Source organism: Collinsella aerofaciens, from assembly GCF_015546965.1.
Classification (GTDB): Bacteria; Actinomycetota; Coriobacteriia; order Coriobacteriales; family Coriobacteriaceae; genus Collinsella; species Collinsella aerofaciens_X.
The window spans coordinates 311,623-331,115 of record NZ_JADMUF010000001.1 but is presented as its reverse complement, the minus strand read 5'-3'; the positions used below and the strand labels follow the sequence as shown (position 1 = coordinate 331,115).

Genomic DNA, 19,493 nt, shown 5'->3' with positions numbered 1-19,493 from the left:
TCGCTCCTCTTTCGCGGCGACCTGGGGCACCTCGAAAACCCAGCCGATCAATCGGACCGGATCCGGGTTTTCTGTTTGAGCAGATTTGCTTTTCTCCCTCTTTGTCTGCTGCGTTGGTTTTTGGGTTATTTGGCGCAGCGGCGCGGAACGGGCACTTCGTAGCCTCCACTTCGGAGTGCCCTTTTCTTTGATTGAGTACGCGTCTGACCTGGGATTTTTTGCGGGTTAGGCCAATTGTTCGCTTGAATGTTCCAGGTCAGACGCGTTTTCAATTGCTGAAAGTTTCCGGTCGTGAGCACGGCCGTTTTGATCGGAGTATCTATGTACCAGCGCATCGTTATCTACACGCGCCTGTTCCGCGAGCGTTGGTCTAACAATTGCATCCTGTCCTCTCTTTGGGATGGCACCTGTACCGGTGACGCGGCCTGCAACCCTACCTTGAGCTGCGCCTTCGGTACAGATGCCATCCTTTTTGCTGCAGGGGGAGCGTGCCATGGCAGGTAAAAAGTTCTCCCTGTTCGAGGTCATCCTCTCGGTTATCTGCGTCGTTTTTACCATTGAGGCAGCAGCTCCGGCGTCTGCCATGGGCAACGTGCAGTTCTTCTGGTGGATCTTCCTTATCATTACGTTTTTGTTGCCCTACGGTCTGGTGGTGGCGGAGCTGGGCACGGCGTTTGATTCCGAGGGCGGTCTGTACGACTGGGTTCGCCTGGGTCTGGGCGATCGCTGGGGCGCCCGCTGCTCCTGGTGCTACTGGGTTAACTTTCCGCTGTGGGTGGCAAGCATTGCTTGTATGTTCCCCAGCGTGATCAACGCGGTATGGGGCATCGAGTTTTCGATGGGTGCCAAGATCGTCCTTGAGCTCGTTTTTGTGTGGGGCGTTACGCTTATGGCGATGCAGCCGGTATCGGAGGCCGATTGGGTCATGGACGGCGGTGCCATCATCAAGGTGCTCATTACCGCCGTGGTGGGTATCGTTGGCATCTGGTTTGCCTGCAATAACGGCTTTGCCAACGATATGTCGTTTGAGACCTTCATCCCCAATCTGGATGATGCTAACTCGCTGACGTATCTGTCGATCATTCTGTTCAACTTTATGGGGTTTGAGGTCGTTGCGACCTTTGCCAGCACGATGAAAAACCCGTCACGTGATATCCCCAAGGCGGTTATCGCCGGTGGCGTTGCCATCGCGGCAATCTATATTATCTGCGGCATTGGCATTGGAGCTGCGGTTCCTACCGAGCAGCTTTCGCTCGACTCGGGCATTGTGGACGCGGTGGTCGCCATGGTTGGGCGCAGTCATCCGCTGACGATGCTGGTGGGTGTAGCCTTTATGGTGACGCTGTTCGCCAACATGATCTGTTGGAGTTTTGGCGTCAACAACGTGGCGAGCTATGCCGCGCGCCATGGCAACATGCCGCGCCGCTTTGCGTTGGTGTCCAAGAAGACCGGCATGCCCAACGGCTCGGCACTCATTAACGGCTGTTTTGCCAGCCTAGTGCTACTGCTCCAGATTCCGCTGGGTGAGGGCTCCGACGTCTTTTGGGTCTTCTTCTCGATGAACGTCGTCTTTTTGCTCATGAGCTATATCCCCATGTTTCCGGCGTTTTGGCGTCTGCGTAAGTACGACGGCCGACCGCGTGTGTTCCGTGCGCCCTTCGAGGGCAAGGTGCTCGCCGTAGCGCTTGCGGTGCCGGCGATCGAGCTCGCGCTTTCGATTGTGGCGACGGTAGTGCCACTCAACAGTTCGTCGGCCGAGATGGCCAAGCTGCCGATTCTGGTGGGCGTGGTGATCGGCGTGCTGTTGGGCGAGGTGTCGCGTCTCGTGTCGCGTCGCGGTCGCAGCATCGACAACCCCGGCGTTGGTGCAAGGGGGACAGGTTACTATGCACCAAAAGAGTAGCGCCACGGGCAGCGTGGCGCCTGGTGCATCTGGGGTTACTGCTCGCGGTGCTCGGAATCGGAAGCGAGCTTGGGCGCAAAGTAGGGGACATGGCCCAGGTAAGGGCGACTGTCCGGGCGTGCCTGGGCGGCGCAGGGAATATCGTCGTAGGTTAAGGAGTCCCTCAAGTGGGTGATGGCCCTGGCGGCGGGTGCAACAAGCATCTCGAGTGGTGCGATCGGCGCCACGGCATCTCCCTTCCTGCATGCGACTCGTGTTTTGGCGCGAATGTATACGCCGCAAGTCTAGCATCCCGTCGAGGAGAGCTCCAAACCACCACAAAGGGCGCAGTTCACAGTTCACGGTCCCATTCGCGGCGGTTTTTTGCCTATCTGGCGCGTCACAGATGCAAGTGAGTAGACTTTTTTGGATTTGCCGAGTACATCGTGACAAATGCCCGGTAAAACCGCAGGTCAGAGCGGTGGCGTTTTGGGGCGTGCTCGGCCTTCTGCAAAAAGTCTACTCACTTGGGTTTTTTCTGTTGGAAGACCGCTGTGAGGGAAAGCGGCTCCCTCACGGCGGTCGACGTTTGCCAAAACTTTTTTGAGGGTCGCTTGAAATATGCCCGTGGGGTTGTTTCTTGTGAAGCTCGCCAGAGGGTAAGGGATGTAGACAGCTTTTGCTGCCGGTTGCGGCGGGACAGAAAAAACTGAATGGGGCCTCCCGGCTGAGTCGCGTGCCGGGAGGCCCTTCGCTTGGGTGTGTGCGGGAGCGGAAATCTTGCTCGCTGGCTACTTCGCGTTCGTTACGGCCTCGGAGAGCAGGTCTTGGTCCCAGCCTACGGCGATAAAGTTGCCGCCGTAGGTGTTGTCGTACACGCCTTCGGTATCCGCGGACTGGTACGCCTCGATAACCTTGCGGTACACCTCCACCTTTTCGGGATCCTTTAGGTCCTCGGTGCGCGCGGCGGTGAGGTTCCAGTACTGCTCATCGTCAATGCTCGTGTCCTCGAAGATGATGTCGTCGTGCGACAGGTTGTTGTCGATGGCGTAGTTGCCGTTCACCACGGCCGCGGCAACGTCGGGCAGCACCGAGGGGATGTTGTTGGCGGCGAGCTGCACGATCTCGATCCCGCGCGGGTTGGCGGTGATGTCGGCCACGGTGGGGTTGAAGCCCGCCGCGTCCGAAAGCTGGATAAGCCCCGCGGCCTCGAGAACCTTGAGCGCGCGTCCGCCGTTGGTCACATCGTCGGGAATGGCAACCTTGGCGCCGTCCGCGATTTCGTCCACGGACGCAACGTTCGCCGAGTACAGGTGCATGGGCTGCACGAACGTGTTGCCGATGTTGGAGAGCTTGTAGCCCTTATTCTCAAGCTCGGTGGCGAAGAAGATGCGGTGCTGGAAGCTGTTGAGGTCGATGTCGCCGTCGGCCAGTGCGGCGTTGGGCGTGGTGTAGTCGGAGAACTGCACGATCTCCAGGTCGATGCCCTCGGCGGCGAGCTTCTCCTTGGCCGGTGCATAAAGCTCCTCGTAGATAGTGCCGGTAACGCCCATCTTCACGGTCACGCGCTTGGTGGCGGGCACGGCGGTGAGCGCGTTTACCACAAAGTAGAGGCCAAAGCCCGCGGCGAAGACGGCCGCGCCGATGATCACGTTGCGGCGCGTGTGCGAGCCTGTGGCGCCGTTGCCCGTGGCCGTGCCGTTGCCGGCCGCTGCCGCTGCGGCGGCACGATACTCGGCGCTCGAACGCTTGGCCACTGCGTTGCCCACAATCTGGATGAGCGAGACCATGATCACGAGCACCACCACGGTCACGTATATTACGTCGAGCTGGTTGCGGTCCTTGCCGTACTGGATGGCGAAGTTGCCCAGGCCGCCGGCGCCCACGGCTCCGGCCATGGCGGTAAGGTTGAGCAGCGAGATGAGCGTCACGGTGGTTACGCGCGCCAGGCTCGAGACGGATTCGCGCAGGTATACGCGCCAGATGATGTCGAGCGGGGCCAGGCCCATGGCGTCGGCCGCCTCGATGAGCCCGGGGTCAACCTCGGCGAGCGATACCTCAACCTGGCGGGCGAAGAATGGGATGGCGCCCACTACGAGCGGCACGATGGCGCCCGGCACGCCGATGGCGGTTCCCATGATGAGGCGCGAAACGGGGAGCAGCGCCGCCAGCAGGATGATGAATGGGATGGAGCGAAACACGTTGGTCACCTTGTCGAGCACCTGCCACAGCGGGCGGTTCTCCAAGATGCCGCCGGCGCGCGTGACGGTGAGCGCCACGCCCAGCACTCCGCCGAGCACGAACACGAACACGCCGGACCACGCGAGCATGAGCAGCGTCTCCCAAATGGAGGAGATGAACGTGTCCCACTGGGCCACGACGTTGGGAATGAATGCGGAAATGTTAGCGAGCATCAGCGATCACCTCGACGCGAACGTTTTCGTTCTGGGGCAGGTAGGCAAGCGCGGCGTCCACGCGGTCGCGCGTGCCGGAAAGGATGGCGACGGTGCCGCCGATGGGTGCATCGGCCACCACCTCGACGTCGGCGAAGATGATGTTCACGTCGATGTCGAAGCTGCGCGAGATGGAGCTAATGATGGGCTCGTTCACATCGCGGCGCTGGTAGTTGAGGCGCACGAGTACCTCGCCGGGGCGCAGCGCCACCACGGGGCTGCCCTCGGCCACCAGCTCGTTCACGCGGGTGAGCGTGGAGGTGGAGGAGATAAACTCACGCGTGAGCTCGTGCGACGGGTTCGCGAACACGTCGTAGACCGGGCCGGACTCGATCACGCGGCCGCGCTCCATCACCGCCACGCGGTCGCAGATTTCCTTCACCACGTTCATCTGGTGGGTGATGACCACGATGGTGAGCCCCAGGTCGCGGTTGAGCTGCTTGAGCAGGGAGAGGATGGAGTGCGTGGTGGTGGGGTCGAGCGCGCTGGTGGCCTCGTCGCACAGAAGGACGCTGGGGCGCGTGGCGAGCGCGCGGGCGATGGCGACGCGCTGCTTCTGGCCGCCGGAGAGCTGCTCGGGGTAGGCGGCCGCCTTGTCCGAGAGCTCCACAAGCGCGAGCAGCTCGGTCACGCGGGCGTCGATCTCCTCGCGGGAGAGGCCGAGCTTGGCCAGCGGGAACGCGACGTTTTGCGCCACGGTACGCGAGGGAAACAGGTTGAAGTGCTGGAAGATGATGCCGATGCTCTGGCGCTCGCGGCGCAGCTCGGCGCCGGTGAGCGCGGTGACGTCGCGGCCGTCCACGCGCACGGTGCCCGAGGTGGGGCGTTCGAGCAGGTTGATGCAGCGCACGAGCGTGGACTTGCCGGCGCCGGAGTAGCCGATGATGCCAAAGACCTCGCCGGTCTGGATGGTGAGCGTCACGTCGTTCACGGCGCGAAACGCCCCGCCCGCCCCTTGGTATTCCTTAACTATGTTGGTGAGTTCTATCACGGTACAGCCTTTCGGTTGAGTGTTGCTGATGGTTGGCGCCCGCGGCGTGCCAAACAAAAAGGCGAGGACCCGGTTGTGGGTTCCTCGCCTTGAAGTCCGAGACTATGCGCGGGCTACATCATTCGCGGGCAGCGGGCGCTGCCGGCGGGCGAGGAGACAGGGGGCATCATCATGCCCGCGCACATGCACATCATCATGGAGTTGTTGGAAATGAATCCGTTCATGTTCGCTCCCTTCGCGGTGTAGCTGGACGGCGCGGCATCTCTGCGCTCATTGGTAGAACACCTTAGCGTGTCTGCGCTTGCAGTGCAATACCCATTAACAAAGTAGGTAAAAAGAAATCTCCGCGGAGCTTTTGGTTAGTCGTTAGGGACGTTCTTAAACGACTAGTCATTCAAGAACGTCCCTAACGACTATGAAAAGAGGGCGGCATAGACCTTCTGGTCATGCCGTCCTCTTTGAATGACAAGTTGTTCGCTCTCGTGCCCGCGTAACTAAATACGTTCCGCGATCTCGTGGATGAGGTAGTCGGTCTTTTCCCAGCCCAGACACGGGTCGGTGATCGACTTGCCAAAGACGCCGCCGTCGACCGGCTGGTTGCCGTCCTCCAGGTAGGACTCGATCATAAAGCCCTTGACCAGCTTGGAGATGGACTCGTTGCGGCGGCAGCTGTCGAGCACCTCCTTGCAAATGCGATATTGCTCCAACGGACGCTTGCCCGAGTTGTCGTGGTTGCAGTCGATGACCGCTGCCGGATTGGCATAGCCGGCGTGCTCGGTATAGCGCTCGGCCAGGCGTTCCAGGTGCTCGTAGTGGTAGTTGGGGTAGGTGCGACCGTCGAGACCGATGTAGCCACGCATAACGGCGTGTGCGAGCGGATTGCCGTCGCACTCGACCTCCCAGTTGCGGAAGATGAAGCTCTGGTGCGCCTGCGCGGCGTAAATGGAGTTGAGCATAACGGTGGTAGAGCCGGCGGTGGGATTCTTCATGCCGACGGGTACCGAAATGCCGCTCGACACTAGACGGTGCTCCTGGTTCTCGACCGAGCGCGCGCCCACGGCAACATAGCTCAGCAGGTCAACGAGGTACTGGTAGTTGGACGGATAGAGCATCTCGTCTGCGGTGAAGAAGCCCGTTTCCTTAATAACGCGCAGGTGCATGTGGCGGATGGCCTTGACGCCCTCGAGCAGGTCGTCGGGAGCCTCGGGATTGGGGTTGTGCAGCAGACCCTTGTAGCCGGTGCCCTTGGTACGCGGCTTATTTGTGTAGACGCGCGGAATGATGATGAGCTTGTCCTTGACCTCCTCGGCGGTCTTGGCCAGTCGGTTCATGTACTCAAGTACCGAATCCTCGCGGTCGGCAGAGCACGGGCCGATGATGAGCACCTTGCGTGCGTCCTCGCCGGTAAAGACTTTGGCGACCTCGGCGTCAAATGCCTGCTTTTTGGCGGTAAGCTCGGCAGAAAGCGGCATTTCCTCGCGGATCTCCATGGGGATCGGCAACTTGCGTTTGAATTCCATGGCCATAGGGGCCTCCTCAATCTATAGAAAGAGCAATAAGCGTATTGTCGAGTGTCCGGAATTATCCGCTGTCGCACGCTAAAGTGCAAGCCCTTGTCACCCCGAAACCTGCCAAAAAGGGACAGGTTTATTTTGGCAGGTTTTATCTGGGCAAACGTCGGCGGATGCCGGGAGGGAGCTGCGCCGCGCGGGACCGTAAGGCTGTTGTCGCTACCCCCAGGAAACACCCCGTGGGCAAAAAATGCCAAATATGAGTACGGTTGCTAACCTAGTAACATATCGGTCTAGCGAGATAATAGACAAAGTGAAAAATACGTTCATTAACGTTGGCAGACAGAAGTCTGCTAACGGGCGTTTTGATTAATTCGAAGGCGTATAGAGGCCGCAAAGAGGTCGTTTGAGGCGGTTTTGGCTGTTACTAAAAAGGTAACAGTACTCATATTTGCTCTTTTTTGCCCACGGGGTCTGGAAAACGCCGTCAATGAGGTCTCAGGGAAGGCGCTTCGAGGCTCGAAGGACACAAAACGGGGGCGCAGGTTGCCCTGCGCCCCCGTTCTCGGGCGTTATTCGTTCCCTGCGGCAGAATTTACGCCGCCTCGTCGAACTGCGAGTTGTACAGGTCGGCGTAGAAGCCACCCTGGGCGAGCAACTCGTCGTGTGTGCCCTTCTCGACGATGTCGCCGTCGCGGATCACCAAGATCACGTCGGCGTTGCGAATCGTGGACAGGCGATGTGCGATAACAAAGCTGGTGCGGCCTTGCATCAGCGCATCCATGGCACGCTGAATAAGCTCCTCGGTACGAGTGTCAACGTTGGAGGTCGCCTCGTCCAGAATCAGCGCCGGGCGGTCGGCCAAAATGGCACGGGCGATGGTCACGAGCTGGCGCTGACCCTGCGACAGGTTGGTGCCCTCCTCGTTGATCATAAAGTCGTAGCCGCCGGCGAGCGTATGGATAAAGTGGTCGCAGCGTGCGGCACGTGCAGCGGCTTCGACCTCGGCATCGCTCGCATCGGGGCGTCCGTAGCGGATGTTTTCGCGGATGGTGCCGTTAAACAGCCAGGTATCCTGCAGCACCATGGCAAACTCGCCGCGCAGCGCCGCGCGGTCCCAGTCGCGCACGTCGACGCCCTCGACACGCAGCGAACCGTCGTCCACATCGTAGAAGCGCTGCAGCAGCTTGATGAGCGTGGTCTTGCCGGCGCCGGTGGGACCGACGATGGCGATGGTCTGGCCGGGCTGCGCCTCGCAGCTAAAGTCGTGGATGATGGTCTTGTCGGGCGTGTAGCCAAACTTGACGTGGTCGAACTCCACGTGACCGGGGCGCTTCTCGGGAATCTGCGCGTCGGCCTTCTGCTCCTCCTCGGGCGCGGCCAGGAACTCAAAGACGCGCTCGGTGGCGGCAGCCATCGACTGCATCGTGTTGCTCACGTTGCCCAGTTGCTGCACGGGCTGCGTAAAGTTGCGAACGTACTGGATAAAGCTCTGAATGTCGCCGGGCGTTGCATTGCCGGTCAGCGCGAGCTGCGCGCCCACCACGACGACGCCCACGTAGCCCATGTTGCCCACCAAGCTCATAAGCGGCATCATCAGGCCCGACAGGAACTGCGAGCGCCAGCCACTAATAAAGAGGCGGTCGTTTTGACGGTCGAACTCTTCGATCGAGGCCTCGGCGCGGTCGAACACTTGGATGACGTTCTGACCGGCAAAGTCCTCCTCGATAATGCCGTTGACGGTGCCCAGGACCTGCTGTTGCTCGCGGAAGTACGGCTGCGAGAAGTGAATCATCACCATCAAGATAATCGCGGCTGCCGGCAGCGTGAGCACGGTGACGCCGGTAAGCGGCAGGCTGATCGACAGCATCATGACGAGCACGCCGATGATCTGCGTCACGGAGGTAATGAGCTGCGTCACGCTCTGGTTGAGCGACTGGCCGAGTGTATCGACGTCGTTGGTGATGCGGCTGAGCACATCGCCCTTGCTGTGACCGTTGAAGTAGCTCATCGGCACGACGGCAATCTTGGCTGCGATCTCCTTGCGCATGCGGTAGCAAATCTTTTGCGTGACACCGGTCATGAGCCAGCCCTGGATCAGACTGCAGATAGAGCTCGCCAGGTACAGGCAGAGCAAAAAGCCGAGCGTCTTGGCGATCCAGTTAAAGTCGACATCGCCGGTACCGTTGACTTTGGCAACCAGGCCCTCAAACAGCTTGGTCGTAACCTGGCCGAGCACCTTGGGCCCCACAATGTTAAAGATGACCGAGCACACGGCAAAGGCGACGGCGACAAACACGGCAATCTTGTGCTGGCCGATATAGCCGAGCAGCTGCCTCATGGTGCCCTTAAAGTCCTTGGCCTTTTCGCCGCGACGCATGCCGCCCATGCGGCCCATGGGTCCACGCTGACGGGTGGGCTTGGGAATTTGGGTCTTGGTCTCGTCTGCCATTAGCGCTCGCCTCCTTCCATAACGGCTGCAATTTCTTCTTGGGTAAGCCCCAGCTCCTCGGCGGAAAGCTGCGACTGTGCGATTTCCAGGTACGCCGGGCAGCTGCGCAGTAGCTCCTTGTGCGTGCCGGTGCCCACTACGTGACCGTCGTCGAGTACGATGATCTGGTCGGCGTGCATGATGGTCGCGATGCGTTGTGCCACGACCACGAGTGCGGCGTCGGTGACGTTTTTGGCCAGCTCCTCGCGCAGGCGCGCGTCGGTCTTGTAGTCAAGCGCACTAAACGAGTCATCGAACACCACGACCTCGGGCTTTTTGGCCAGGGCGCGGGCGATGGCCAGGCGCTGGCGCTGACCGCCCGAGACATTGGAGCCGCCCTGGCTGATGGGGGAGTCGTAGCCGCCCTCGCGCTCGGCGATAAAGTCCTCGGCCTGGGCGATGCGTGCCGCCCGGTACATGTCCTCGTCGCTCACCATGTCGCCGGCAAACTTAAGGTTGCTCTCGACGGTGCCCGAGAACAGGCGTCCCTGCTGCGGGATATAGCCAATGCGGCGGCGTAGCTCGGAAAGGGTCATATCGCGCACATCGATGCCGTCGAGCGAAATGCTGCCGCCCGTGACGTCGTACAGGCGCGGAATCAACTGCACGAGCGTGGACTTGCCCGAGCCCGTGGAGCCAATGATGCCGAGCATCTGACCGGCATGTGTGGTGAAGTTCACGCCGCTGATGACATCGGCGCGGGCGTCGGGATACTGGAAGCTTACGTCACGGAAGGTGAGCTCACCGCGCGGCGCGCTGGCAGCAGGCAGTTTGGGCGAGGCAGGGTCGTTGATGCTCGTGGGGCAGGTGATGACCTCTTCCACGCGCTCGGCTGCGACCTCGGCACGGGGCAGAATGACCGACACCATGGTGAGGATCATAAACGCCATGACGATCTGCATGGTGTAGGAGATAAACGCCATCATGTTGCCGACCTGCATCACGCCGTCGGACACGCCCTGCGCGCCAAACCAGACGATAAGCACGGTGATGCAGTTCATGACGAGCATCATGAGTGGCATCATAAAGCTCATGGCGCGGTTGGTGTAGAGCTGCGTGGTCATCAGGTCGAGCGAAGCCTTGTCAAAACGCTCGAGCTCATGCTCCTCGCGGTTGAACGAGCGGATGGGCATCAGGCCATCGAGCAGCTCGCGGGCGGTAAGGTTCACGCGGTCCACAAAGCTCTGCATCTTTTTGAACTTGGGCATGGTGAGGCCCATAAGCACGCCGACGACGGCCGAGACGGCGATGATGGCCACGGCGATGGTCCACTCCAGGCCGGTGTGGTTGGCCAGGACGCGCATGACGGCGACGATGCCCATGACGGGGGCCATCAGGCACATGCGGATAAACAGGGTTGCGGCCATCTGGATCTGTTGAATGTCGTTGGTGCAGCGGGTGATGAGCGAGGCCTGGCTAAACTTGCCCACCTCGGCCGGCGAGAAGTGCATAACCTTGTTGAAGGTCTCGCGGCGCAGGTCGCGGGCGATGGAGCAGGCGGTGCGCGAAGCCACGGCGCCGGTCAGGATGGTGGCGACCAGCGACACCAGACACAGACCAAACATCGTGGTCGCCATGCGGCCCAGGTAGGCGTTCTGCACGTCGGCGGGGTCGATACCCTGCGCCTTGTACTCTTCTTGCACGTAGCTCACGGCGCGCTGGGTGACGATGGAGCCCGACATGGAGCCCATTTTGTCAGCCATATCGTTGGCGCCCTCGACGAGCTTGCCCTGATCGATAAGACCGCCTTCAACGCCTAGGCGCAGGCTCTTCATGGTGATCTTACCGCCGTCGGCGTCGATCTGCTTTTGCATGCTCTGCGCGGCTGCGGCCTTCTGCTGCATCTCGGCGAGCTGCTCGGGCGTCATCGCTGCCATCTGCTCGGGGGTGGGCATGGCCTGAGCGGCGCCGCCATCGCTTGCCTCGGTGGATGCGCCGGTCATGTCGCCCATGGAGTCGGCGTCGATGCCCTGGTTGAAGGCGAGCACGACGGTCTCAGGCAGGCTCATGATGTCGGCAATCTTGCCGCCGTCGGCGCGCTCCTTCTCGGTGCCCTTGTACGTTCGAATGCCGTTATTGTCCGCCTTGCTAAACACGGCCTCCACAGCTTTGGCGCCCTTGGCGCTCATAAAGAGCTCGAGGTCGTCGAGCGATTCGGCGCGAATGGTGTCGGGCACGGGCGAGGCGATACCGCCTTGCTGCACGCCCACGTCGACGATATCGCTCATATAGGTAGGCAGTGCCAGGTCGGCGTTGCAGCTGATTACGATGAGTACGATAGCTGTGAACAGTGCCAGGATATGCTTTTTAAAGAGCTTGAGAATCCTCACTCGGCATTTCTCCTTTCTTGATTGTGGTCGATAATTTCGTTGGCACGCCTTAGAAGACGCACCATCTCTTGGGTATCTGTTTCGCCGAGCTGTTCGAGGAAAGCCGCGGTGCGGTCCTCGAATTCCCGGCGTTTGATTTCGAGATCCTGGAATCCCTTGTCGGTCACTATGACGTGTACGCGACGACGGTCGGTCTTTGAGTGCTCACGCTCAACCCAGCCCTTGGCTTCGAGAGCGCGTAGGATATTGGCAATGCGGGCGTTCGAGACCCAGGCGCGATCAGCGAGTTCGCTCGGCGTGAGCGAACCGCCAGCGAGCATAAGGGCGCGCATGACAGCCATCTCGCCGCTGAGAGCTTTGTCCACAAAGCGCGAAACGCGCTGGTGAATGCCGCCAAACTCGGTAAGGAGCTGACGCCCAAGCTCATGGAAATCGGTTTCTTCCACCGAAAACCCCTAACACTAGAAACTATTTTCGGTGAAAGATGATACCCCCGTCCGCACGACCCATACCGTAGATTTTGGGACATGCCTAGAAAACTACCTTTAGGCGACCTCCGTACACCGTCGGTGCCAGTAAAGTTTGGGGCAGATCGTTAGGCATGTCCCAAAGCCTACTCAGAGGCACTTTACCCTGCTAAAGCTGGCATAACAGCTAGAGTGAACGTCGTACAAAGGCAAGGAAAAATACCAAACAAATCGGTGAACGGTAGTTGTTCGCGCTCGCATTTCCTGCGGATTTGTTAAAAACGCCCTAATGGTATAAAAAAAGAAACATATAACAGCCCTGATGAAGGGGGTAGCTATGTTATCCTTCTCAAACGGGTGAAATCTTGGGTTTTGGGTTGCAGTTCCAAGGTGGACAAACGTTTTTCCCTGTACCAACGTGTGGTGAAGAACGGAAGAAGCCGGTAGTGCAAGCCGATAATTCAAGAATTCAATAAGCAGCGGTGTGAGAGAGCGCCGCATTACACGTAACTAGGAGCGTGGTTACACAATGCAGAAGGCATGGGAAGGCTTCAAGGAAGGCATCTGGACGGGAGAGGTTGACGTCCGAGACTTCATCCAGAAGAACTACACCCCCTACGAGGGCGACGAGTCGTTCCTCGCCGGCCCGACCGAGCGTACCAAGGAGCTGTGGGGCGAGGTTCTCGACCTGCTGCTCAAGGAGCGCGAGCAGGGCGGCGTCCTCGATATGGACACCAAGACCGTCACGGGTATCGTGAGCCACCCCGCTGGCTACATCGATAACGCCCACCGCGAGAAGGAGACCATCGTCGGCCTCCAGACCGACAAGCCGCTCAAGCGCGCGCTGCACGTCAACGGCGGTATCCGCATCGCTTGCCAGGCTGCCAGCCAGCACGGCTATAAGGTCGACGAGAACGTTGTCGAGCGCTACACCTTCGAGCGCAAGACTCACAACGCCGGCGTCTTCGATGTCTACACCCCCGAGATGCGTGCTTGCCGTTCGGCCCACATCATCACCGGTCTGCCCGATGGCTATGGCCGCGGCCGCATCATCGGCGACTACCGTCGTGTTGCCCTGTACGGCGTCGACTACCTGATCAAGGACAAGGAGGCCCAGAAGGCTTCCACCCCGACGGTCATGACCGCCGACAACATCCGCGATCGTGAGGAGCTGCAGGAGCAGATTCGCGCCCTCGGCGAGCTCAAGATGATGGCCGAGACCTATGGTTTCGATATTTCCAACCCTGCTACCAACACGCAGGAGGCCATCCAGTGGATGTACTTCGCCTACCTCGCTGCCGTCAAGGAGCAGAACGGCGCCGCTATGTCCATCGGCCGTACCTCTACGTTCATCGACATCTACGCTGAGCGCGACCTTGCCAACGGTACCTTCACCGAGGAGCAGATCCAGGAGTTCGTGGATCACTTCATCATGAAGCTCCGCATGGTCAAGTTTGCCCGTACCCCCGAGTACCAGGCCCTGTTTACCGGCGATCCGCAGTGGGTCACCGAGTCCATCGGCGGCATGGGTGTTGACGGCCGTACGCTCGTTACCAAGATGAGCTACCGCTACCTGCACACGCTCGAGAACATGGGCACCAGCCCCGAGCCCAACATGACCGTTCTGTGGTCGACCCGTCTGCCCGAGAACTTCAAGAAGTTCTGCGCCAAGACTTCCGTCGCCAGCTCCTCGATTCAGTACGAGAACGACGACCTCATGCGCGTTTACCACGGCGACGACTACGGCATCGCCTGCTGCGTGTCCTCCATGCGCATCGGCAAGGAGATGCAGTTCTTCGGTGCCCGCGCCAACCTGGCCAAGTGCCTGCTGTACGCACTCAACGGCGGCGTCGACGAGGTCTCCAAGAAGCAGGTCGGCCCCAAGTATCGCGCCGTCGAGGGCGATACGCTCGATTACGACGACGTTGTGGCCAAGTACAACGACATGATGAAGTGGCTCGCTGGCGTGTACGTCAACTCGCTGAACATCATTCACTACATGCACGACAAGTATTGCTACGAGCGCATCCAGATGGCTCTGCACGACAAGCACGTGCACCGCTGGTTCGCTACGGGCATCGCTGGCCTTTCCGTCGTGGCTGACTCCCTGTCCGCCATCAAGTACGCCAAGGTCCACCCCGTCCGTGATGAGAACGGCATCATCGTCGACTTCGAGACCGAGGGCGAGTTCCCCAAGTACGGTAACGACGACGACCGCGTCGACCAGATCGCTCACGACGTTGTGCACCAGTTCATGGAGTACATTCGCATGAACGATACCTACCGCAACTCCGTGCCCACGACCTCGGTTCTGACCATTACCTCCAACGTCGTGTACGGTAAGAAGACCGGCTCCACGCCCGACGGCCGCAAGGCTGGCCAGCCGTTCGCCCCGGGTGCTAACCCCATGCACAAGCGCGATAGCCACGGCGCCATCGCTTCGCTGTCTTCGGTTTCCAAGCTCCCGTTCCGCGACGCTCAGGACGGCATCTCCAACACCTTCTCCATCATCCCGAGTGCGCTCGGTAAGGAGGACCAGGTGTTCTTTGGCGATATCGACCTTGATCAGCTGGGCGAGTAACTATTGTTAGTGCTATACTAACAATAACGATTACTGATTAGCGCGCCGGTTTCGGCCGGCGCCTATCGATCGAAGGAGACACATTATGAAGGTTTCTGAAGTTTCCGAGACTCAGGCCGATAACCTGGTCCACATGCTCGACGCTTACGCCGAGAAGGGTGGCCATCACCTGAACATCAACGTCTTCAACCGTGAGACGTTGCTCGATGCTCAGGCTCACCCCGAGAAGTACCCGCAGCTGACCATCCGCGTTTCCGGCTATGCCGTGAACTTCCACACGCTCACCAAGGAGCAGCAGGACGAGGTCATTTCGCGTACCTTCCACGACAAGTTCTAAAGGGGTTTAACTCCCGCAGGATCGCCGGGCCGCTTTGGGTTACTTTCCAAAACGTCCTCGGACATGCAAAGGGCTCCGCTGCGCGCTTCGCGCGGCGGAGCCCTTTGCGTTCTGCGGAAATGTTTTGGAAAGTAACCCAAAGCGGCCCGGCGGGGGTCCTGTGTAGTCACCCTTTAGGCGGAACTCTCCTAATTATTTGGATGAGTCGTTTACTTACTTGTGCTGTTACCGTCTTCCCGCTGTTGTTGGGGTATGCTTTGTTCGTATGTAAACGTATGACATGTTGATGGGGGAGGGTGCTATGGCTCGCGAGGGTGCTCGTTCTAAGGATACGGCTAAGCCTGGTATCAAGGAAGTTGCAGCGGTGGCGGGGGTTTCGCCTACTACGGTATCTCGCGTGCTTAATAATCGCGGCTACATTAGCCAGGAAACCCGCGATAAAGTCCATGCGGCGATGGAGCGCATCAATTACACGCCCAACGATATCGCCCGTGCCATGCTCAACGGTCGCCTGAATCTTATCGGTATGATCGTTCCCTTTGTGAGCAGCCCGTTCCATGCTCAGGTTGTGCAGGCGGTCGAGCGCACGTTAGCGGAAAACGGCTTTAAGATGTTGCTGTGCAACAGTGCCAATCGACCCGATCTTGAGCGTTCCTATATTGACATGCTCCGCCGCAATATGGTCGACGGCGTCATCGTCAATTCCCTCAATATCGGTGCCGAGGCATATGCCGAGATGGGCTTGAGCCTGGTTGGCATCGACTGCGATCTTGGCGAGGGCTCTGTCCAGATTGCAAGTGACAGCTATGGCATTGGCGAGCTCGCCACGCGCCGTCTGATTGATGACGGCTGCAGGCGTATCCTGTGCCTGCGCAGCAATAGCCGCATGCGCATGCCTGCCAATAAGCGTACCGATGCCTACCTCGATGTTGTTGAGCAGTCCGGTTTGTCCGCGCTTGTCCGTGAGGTTGAGTTCGTTAAGCCCGACGACGAAAAGGGCGCGGTCGTTGCGAGGATCCTCGATGAGAACCCCGATATTGACGGCATCTTTGCGGGAGACGATACGATGGCGGCCATCTGTCTCAACGTGATGAAGCAGCGCGGCTTGAGCGCTCCAGACGACATTAAGGTCGTGGGCGCGGATGGTGCCCGCCGCACTATGACGTTTATGCCTGACTTAACAACCGTACGTCAAGATATCGATCGCATCGGAGAGCTCGCGGCGCAATCCATCATCGCTCTTATTAACGGCGATAATCCCGAATCGAATATCAAGCTCCCCGTTGAACTCATTGAGGGCAAAACCGCGTAGTTCATCCCGTGCCAAAAGAATTCCTCAAACGCCTCTGATGACCGTTCACCGGCATATGTCAACCGTTTGCCGACGACTGGAACTGCGAAAAGACGTATTGGTGTGAAAACGTTTGACATATGAAAACGATTGACATATCTTGCCATTGTACCGAGTTAGTATGTCGTGGAAAGGAAGTCTCGGATGCACAAGGTGTATTACCAGCCTGAGGGAATTTGGGTAGGCGACATCATGCCGTACGGCGAGGACGGCACGTTCTATCTCTATCATCAGCGTGACACGCGTAACCCCGAACCTTTCGGAGAGCCGTTTGGCTGGGCACTCGCTACGACCAAGGATTTCGTCAACTACAAGGACTTTGGCGAGAGCCTTGAGCGTGGCGGCGACGAGGAAGTCGACCAGTACATTTATGCCGGCACGGTGTTTAAGGTGGGCGACAAGTACCATGCGCTCTACACTGGTTGCAATCGCGATAAGGTCCGCGCACGTTTGATGAAGCAGGTTCTTCTTCATGCAACGAGCGACGACGCCGTCAAGTGGGAGAAGAACATCGCCGAGACGCTGCTTCCGCCCCAGGAGGGTTACGATGACCGCAACTGGCGCGATCCCTTTGTGCTTTGGGATGAGGAGAACGAAGAGTACATGCTCATCCTCGGCACGCGTGTGGGCGAGGACAAGCGTCTGATGACCGGCCGCCTGGTCAAGTTCACCTCCAAGGATCTGACCAACTGGGAGTTCCAGGGCGACTGGTGGAACCCGGGCCTGTACACCATGTTTGAGATGCCTGATCTCTTTAAGATGGGCGACTGGTGGTACCTCGTCTTTTCCGAGTACAGCGACGGCAACAAGACCCGTTACCGCATGTCCAAGTCCATCAACGGTCCTTGGATTACCCCCGCTGACGACTCCTTCGACGGCCGCGCGTACTACGCCGCTCGCACCGCATTCGATGGCGAGCGTCGCGTTCTCTTTGGTTGGGTTCCTACGCGTGACGAGGGCGGCGACCCCAGCTCTTACCTATGGGGTGGCACCTTTATGCCCCTCGAGATCGTTCAGCGTGCCGACGGAACGCTCGGCACCAAGCTCCCCGACAGCATGCTTGGCGCCTTTGGCGAGGCTAAGGCAGTCGAGACCTTTGAGCTTTCCTGCGAGTCGGGCAAGGTCGAGCAGGTGCTCGCCGCGGATGCCGGCTCCACCTACTTGCTCGATGCCGACATTGAGCTCGGCGGTAACGCTGCCGGCTTCTCGGTCAAGTTCGCCGAGGACGCCGAGACCGGTCTTGCCTATGAGTTCCGCGCCAACCTGCGCGAGGGCAAGCTCGAGTTCACGCCGGCTCCCCAGTACCCGTGGTTCCAGGTCAACAACATGGGCCTCGAGCGTCCGTTGTTCTTTAAGGGCGAGGGCACTCACCATGTGCGTCTGGTCGTCGACGACGACATCGCGACCATCTTTGTCGATGATGTTGCGCTCAACGCTCGCTTCTGCAACAAGCAGGGCCAGGGTGTGGCGCTTACCGTCACCGACGGTGCGCTCAAGTGCGCAAACGCAACGATCGCGTCTCTGTAGCGGCAACGAACCGTTTTATGATTTAGAAAAGGAATGGAGAGGAACATGGACTACAAGGCAGTGTCCCAGCAAGTCGTCGACAACGTCGGCGGACTGGAGAACATCGAGGGCGCCACGCATTGCGTGACCCGTCTGCGTCTGGTGCTCAAGGATACGAGCAAATACAACAAGGCCGAGCTCGAGAACATCGATGGCGTCAAGGGCGTGCTGTACAACAGCGGCCAGCTCATGATCATCTTCGGTACCGGTACCGTCAACAAGGTTTACGATGAGTTTATGGCTCTGACGGGCGTTAAGGAGATCAGTGCTTCCGAGGTCAAGGGCGCCGAGGCAGACAAGAAGGGCAAGTTCTTCTCGGTCCTCAAGGTATTCTCGGACATCTTTATCCCCATCATTCCCGCCTTCGTCGGTGCGGCCATCATCATCGGCCTTAAGTCGCTGATTGTTGCCAACGGCCTCTTCGGTATGGAAGGCAGCCTCGCTGATCACAGTGAGTTCCTCAAGAATCTTGCAAGCTTCTTCGCTATCATCGCTACCACCTTCGACTACCTGCCTGTTCTTGTGATGTACAGCGCGGTTAAGCGTTTTGGCGGTAACCCGATTCTGGGTATCCTCGTCGGTATCGTCATGGTTCACCCGAACCTTATGAACCGCAACGCGTTCGTTATGGATCCGTCGGGTGCTGATTATTGGAACTTCGGTCCGTTATCCATTCCCATGGTTGCTTTCCAGGGCGGTGTGTTCCCCGCAATCCTGACTGCCTGGTTTATGGCCAAGGTCGAGAAGATTGCCCAGAAGTACATCCCCGAGGTCGTTTCGTTCGTCTTTGTCCCGACCGTTACCCTGATTCTTGCTAACGTTGCCCTGTTCACCGTGTTCGGCCCGCTCGGCAACCTGATCGGTGACGTCCTCGCCGGCGTAATCGATATCCTGTACAACAGGATGGGCGTCTTTGGTGCCTTTGTCTTCGCCGCGTTCCTGCAGCCGCTCGTCGTTACCGGTACGCATCAGTTCATCCAGGGTATCGAGGCCAACCTCGTTGCCACGACCGGCTTCAACTACATCCAGGCCATCTGGTCGGTTTCCATCATCGCCCAGGGCGGCGGCGCCATCGGCATGTACCTCATTCACAAGAAGCATTCCAAAGAGCGCAACATCTGCATGTCTTCCTTTATCCCGACGCTGGTCGGTATCTCCGAGCCCGCTATCTTTGCTGCAAACATGCGCTATTCGATCATTCCGTTCATCTGCGCATGCATCGGTGCAGGCTGCGGCGGTGCCTTCGTCAAGCTCTTTGAGGTGCGCGCTATCGGTCAGGGTCTGACCGGCGTGCTTGGCCTGCTCATCGTCACGCCCGAGACCCTCGTGTGGTATGTGGCTGGCAATCTCATCGCCTTTATCGTGCCGATCGTGTTGATCTTTGCCTACAACAAGGCAAAGGGCGTGCCGACCACCGATGAAGAGGGCGCTGGCGCTGGCTTCGACGTTAGCTTCTAGTTGAGCCGTTCAGTGTAATCTGAGGATAAGTTCATTTGAGGAAGGGCGTTCGACTCGTGTGAGTCGAGCGTCCTT

At 59.2% G+C, this 19,493-nt stretch carries 13 protein-coding genes; 6 read left to right on the top strand and 7 right to left on the bottom strand.

The window, feature by feature from the left end; genetic code table 11:
* Nucleotides 1–493: 493 nt before the first annotated feature.
* Nucleotides 494–1,903, top strand: coding sequence for an APC family permease (locus I1M21_RS01415; RefSeq protein WP_229025502.1), 1,410 nt, complete (start codon nt 494–496; stop codon nt 1,901–1,903).
* Nucleotides 1,904–1,938: 35 nt separating this feature from the next.
* On the opposite strand, the gene I1M21_RS09745 is transcribed toward I1M21_RS01415, so the two are convergent.
* The 7 genes from I1M21_RS09745 to I1M21_RS01385 form a co-directional block, all read right to left on the bottom strand.
* Nucleotides 1,939–2,130 (bottom strand): hypothetical protein, encoded by a 192-nt coding sequence (locus I1M21_RS09745; RefSeq protein WP_229025501.1) that lies wholly within the window; start codon nt 2,128–2,130, stop codon nt 1,939–1,941.
* Nucleotides 2,131–2,673: 543 nt separating this feature from the next.
* Nucleotides 2,674–4,296 carry a MetQ/NlpA family ABC transporter substrate-binding protein gene (locus I1M21_RS09740; protein ID WP_229025500.1) on the bottom strand — a complete coding sequence of 541 codons (1,623 nt, stop codon included), beginning with the start codon at nt 4,294–4,296 and terminating at the stop codon, nt 2,674–2,676.
* Nucleotides 4,286–5,326, bottom strand: coding sequence for a methionine ABC transporter ATP-binding protein (locus tag I1M21_RS01405; protein ID WP_195192121.1), 1,041 nt, complete (start codon nt 5,324–5,326; stop codon nt 4,286–4,288). Before I1M21_RS01405 ends, I1M21_RS09740 begins: the two co-directional genes overlap by 11 nt.
* Nucleotides 5,327–5,820: 494 nt before the next feature.
* Nucleotides 5,821–6,852: a 3-deoxy-7-phosphoheptulonate synthase gene (locus tag I1M21_RS01400; RefSeq protein ID WP_117797480.1), complete on the bottom strand. Its 1,032-nt coding sequence runs from the start codon at nt 6,850–6,852 to the stop codon at nt 5,821–5,823.
* Nucleotides 6,853–7,432: 580 nt separating this feature from the next.
* Nucleotides 7,433–9,289: an ABC transporter ATP-binding protein gene (locus tag I1M21_RS01395; RefSeq protein WP_195192120.1), complete on the bottom strand. Its 1,857-nt coding sequence runs from the start codon at nt 9,287–9,289 to the stop codon at nt 7,433–7,435.
* Nucleotides 9,289–11,658, bottom strand: coding sequence for an ABC transporter ATP-binding protein (locus I1M21_RS01390; RefSeq protein ID WP_195192119.1), 2,370 nt, complete (start codon nt 11,656–11,658; stop codon nt 9,289–9,291). Before I1M21_RS01390 ends, I1M21_RS01395 begins: the two co-directional genes overlap by 1 nt.
* Nucleotides 11,655–12,104 carry a MarR family winged helix-turn-helix transcriptional regulator gene (locus I1M21_RS01385; protein WP_195192118.1) on the bottom strand — a complete coding sequence of 150 codons (450 nt, stop codon included), beginning with the start codon at nt 12,102–12,104 and terminating at the stop codon, nt 11,655–11,657. The genes I1M21_RS01390 and I1M21_RS01385 overlap by 4 nt, the downstream gene beginning before the upstream one ends.
* Nucleotides 12,105–12,654: 550 nt before the next feature.
* On the opposite strand from I1M21_RS01385, the gene pflB reads away from it, so the two are divergent.
* The 5 genes from pflB (at nt 12,655) to I1M21_RS01360 (ending at nt 19,418) form a co-directional block, all read left to right on the top strand.
* Entirely contained in the window at nt 12,655–14,706 is a 2,052-nt protein-coding gene (pflB, locus tag I1M21_RS01380) for a formate C-acetyltransferase (RefSeq protein WP_195192117.1), read from the top strand.
* Between the two features lie 85 nt (nt 14,707–14,791).
* Complete coding sequence (grcA3, locus tag I1M21_RS01375; protein WP_117583521.1) at nt 14,792–15,043, top strand: autonomous glycyl radical cofactor GrcA3; 252 nt, start codon at nt 14,792–14,794, stop codon at nt 15,041–15,043.
* A 301-nt stretch (nt 15,044–15,344) separates the two neighbouring features.
* Complete coding sequence (locus tag I1M21_RS01370) at nt 15,345–16,355, top strand: LacI family DNA-binding transcriptional regulator (protein ID WP_229025499.1); 1,011 nt, start codon at nt 15,345–15,347, stop codon at nt 16,353–16,355.
* 183 nt (nt 16,356–16,538) lie between these two features.
* Nucleotides 16,539–17,921, top strand: coding sequence for a family 43 glycosylhydrolase (locus tag I1M21_RS01365; protein WP_035137642.1), 1,383 nt, complete (start codon nt 16,539–16,541; stop codon nt 17,919–17,921).
* A gap of 45 nt (nt 17,922–17,966) precedes the next feature.
* On the top strand, nt 17,967–19,418 hold the full coding sequence (locus I1M21_RS01360) for a PTS transporter subunit EIIC (RefSeq protein ID WP_195192174.1): 1,452 nt from the start codon (nt 17,967–17,969) through the stop codon (nt 19,416–19,418).
* Nucleotides 19,419–19,493 lie beyond the last annotated feature (75 nt).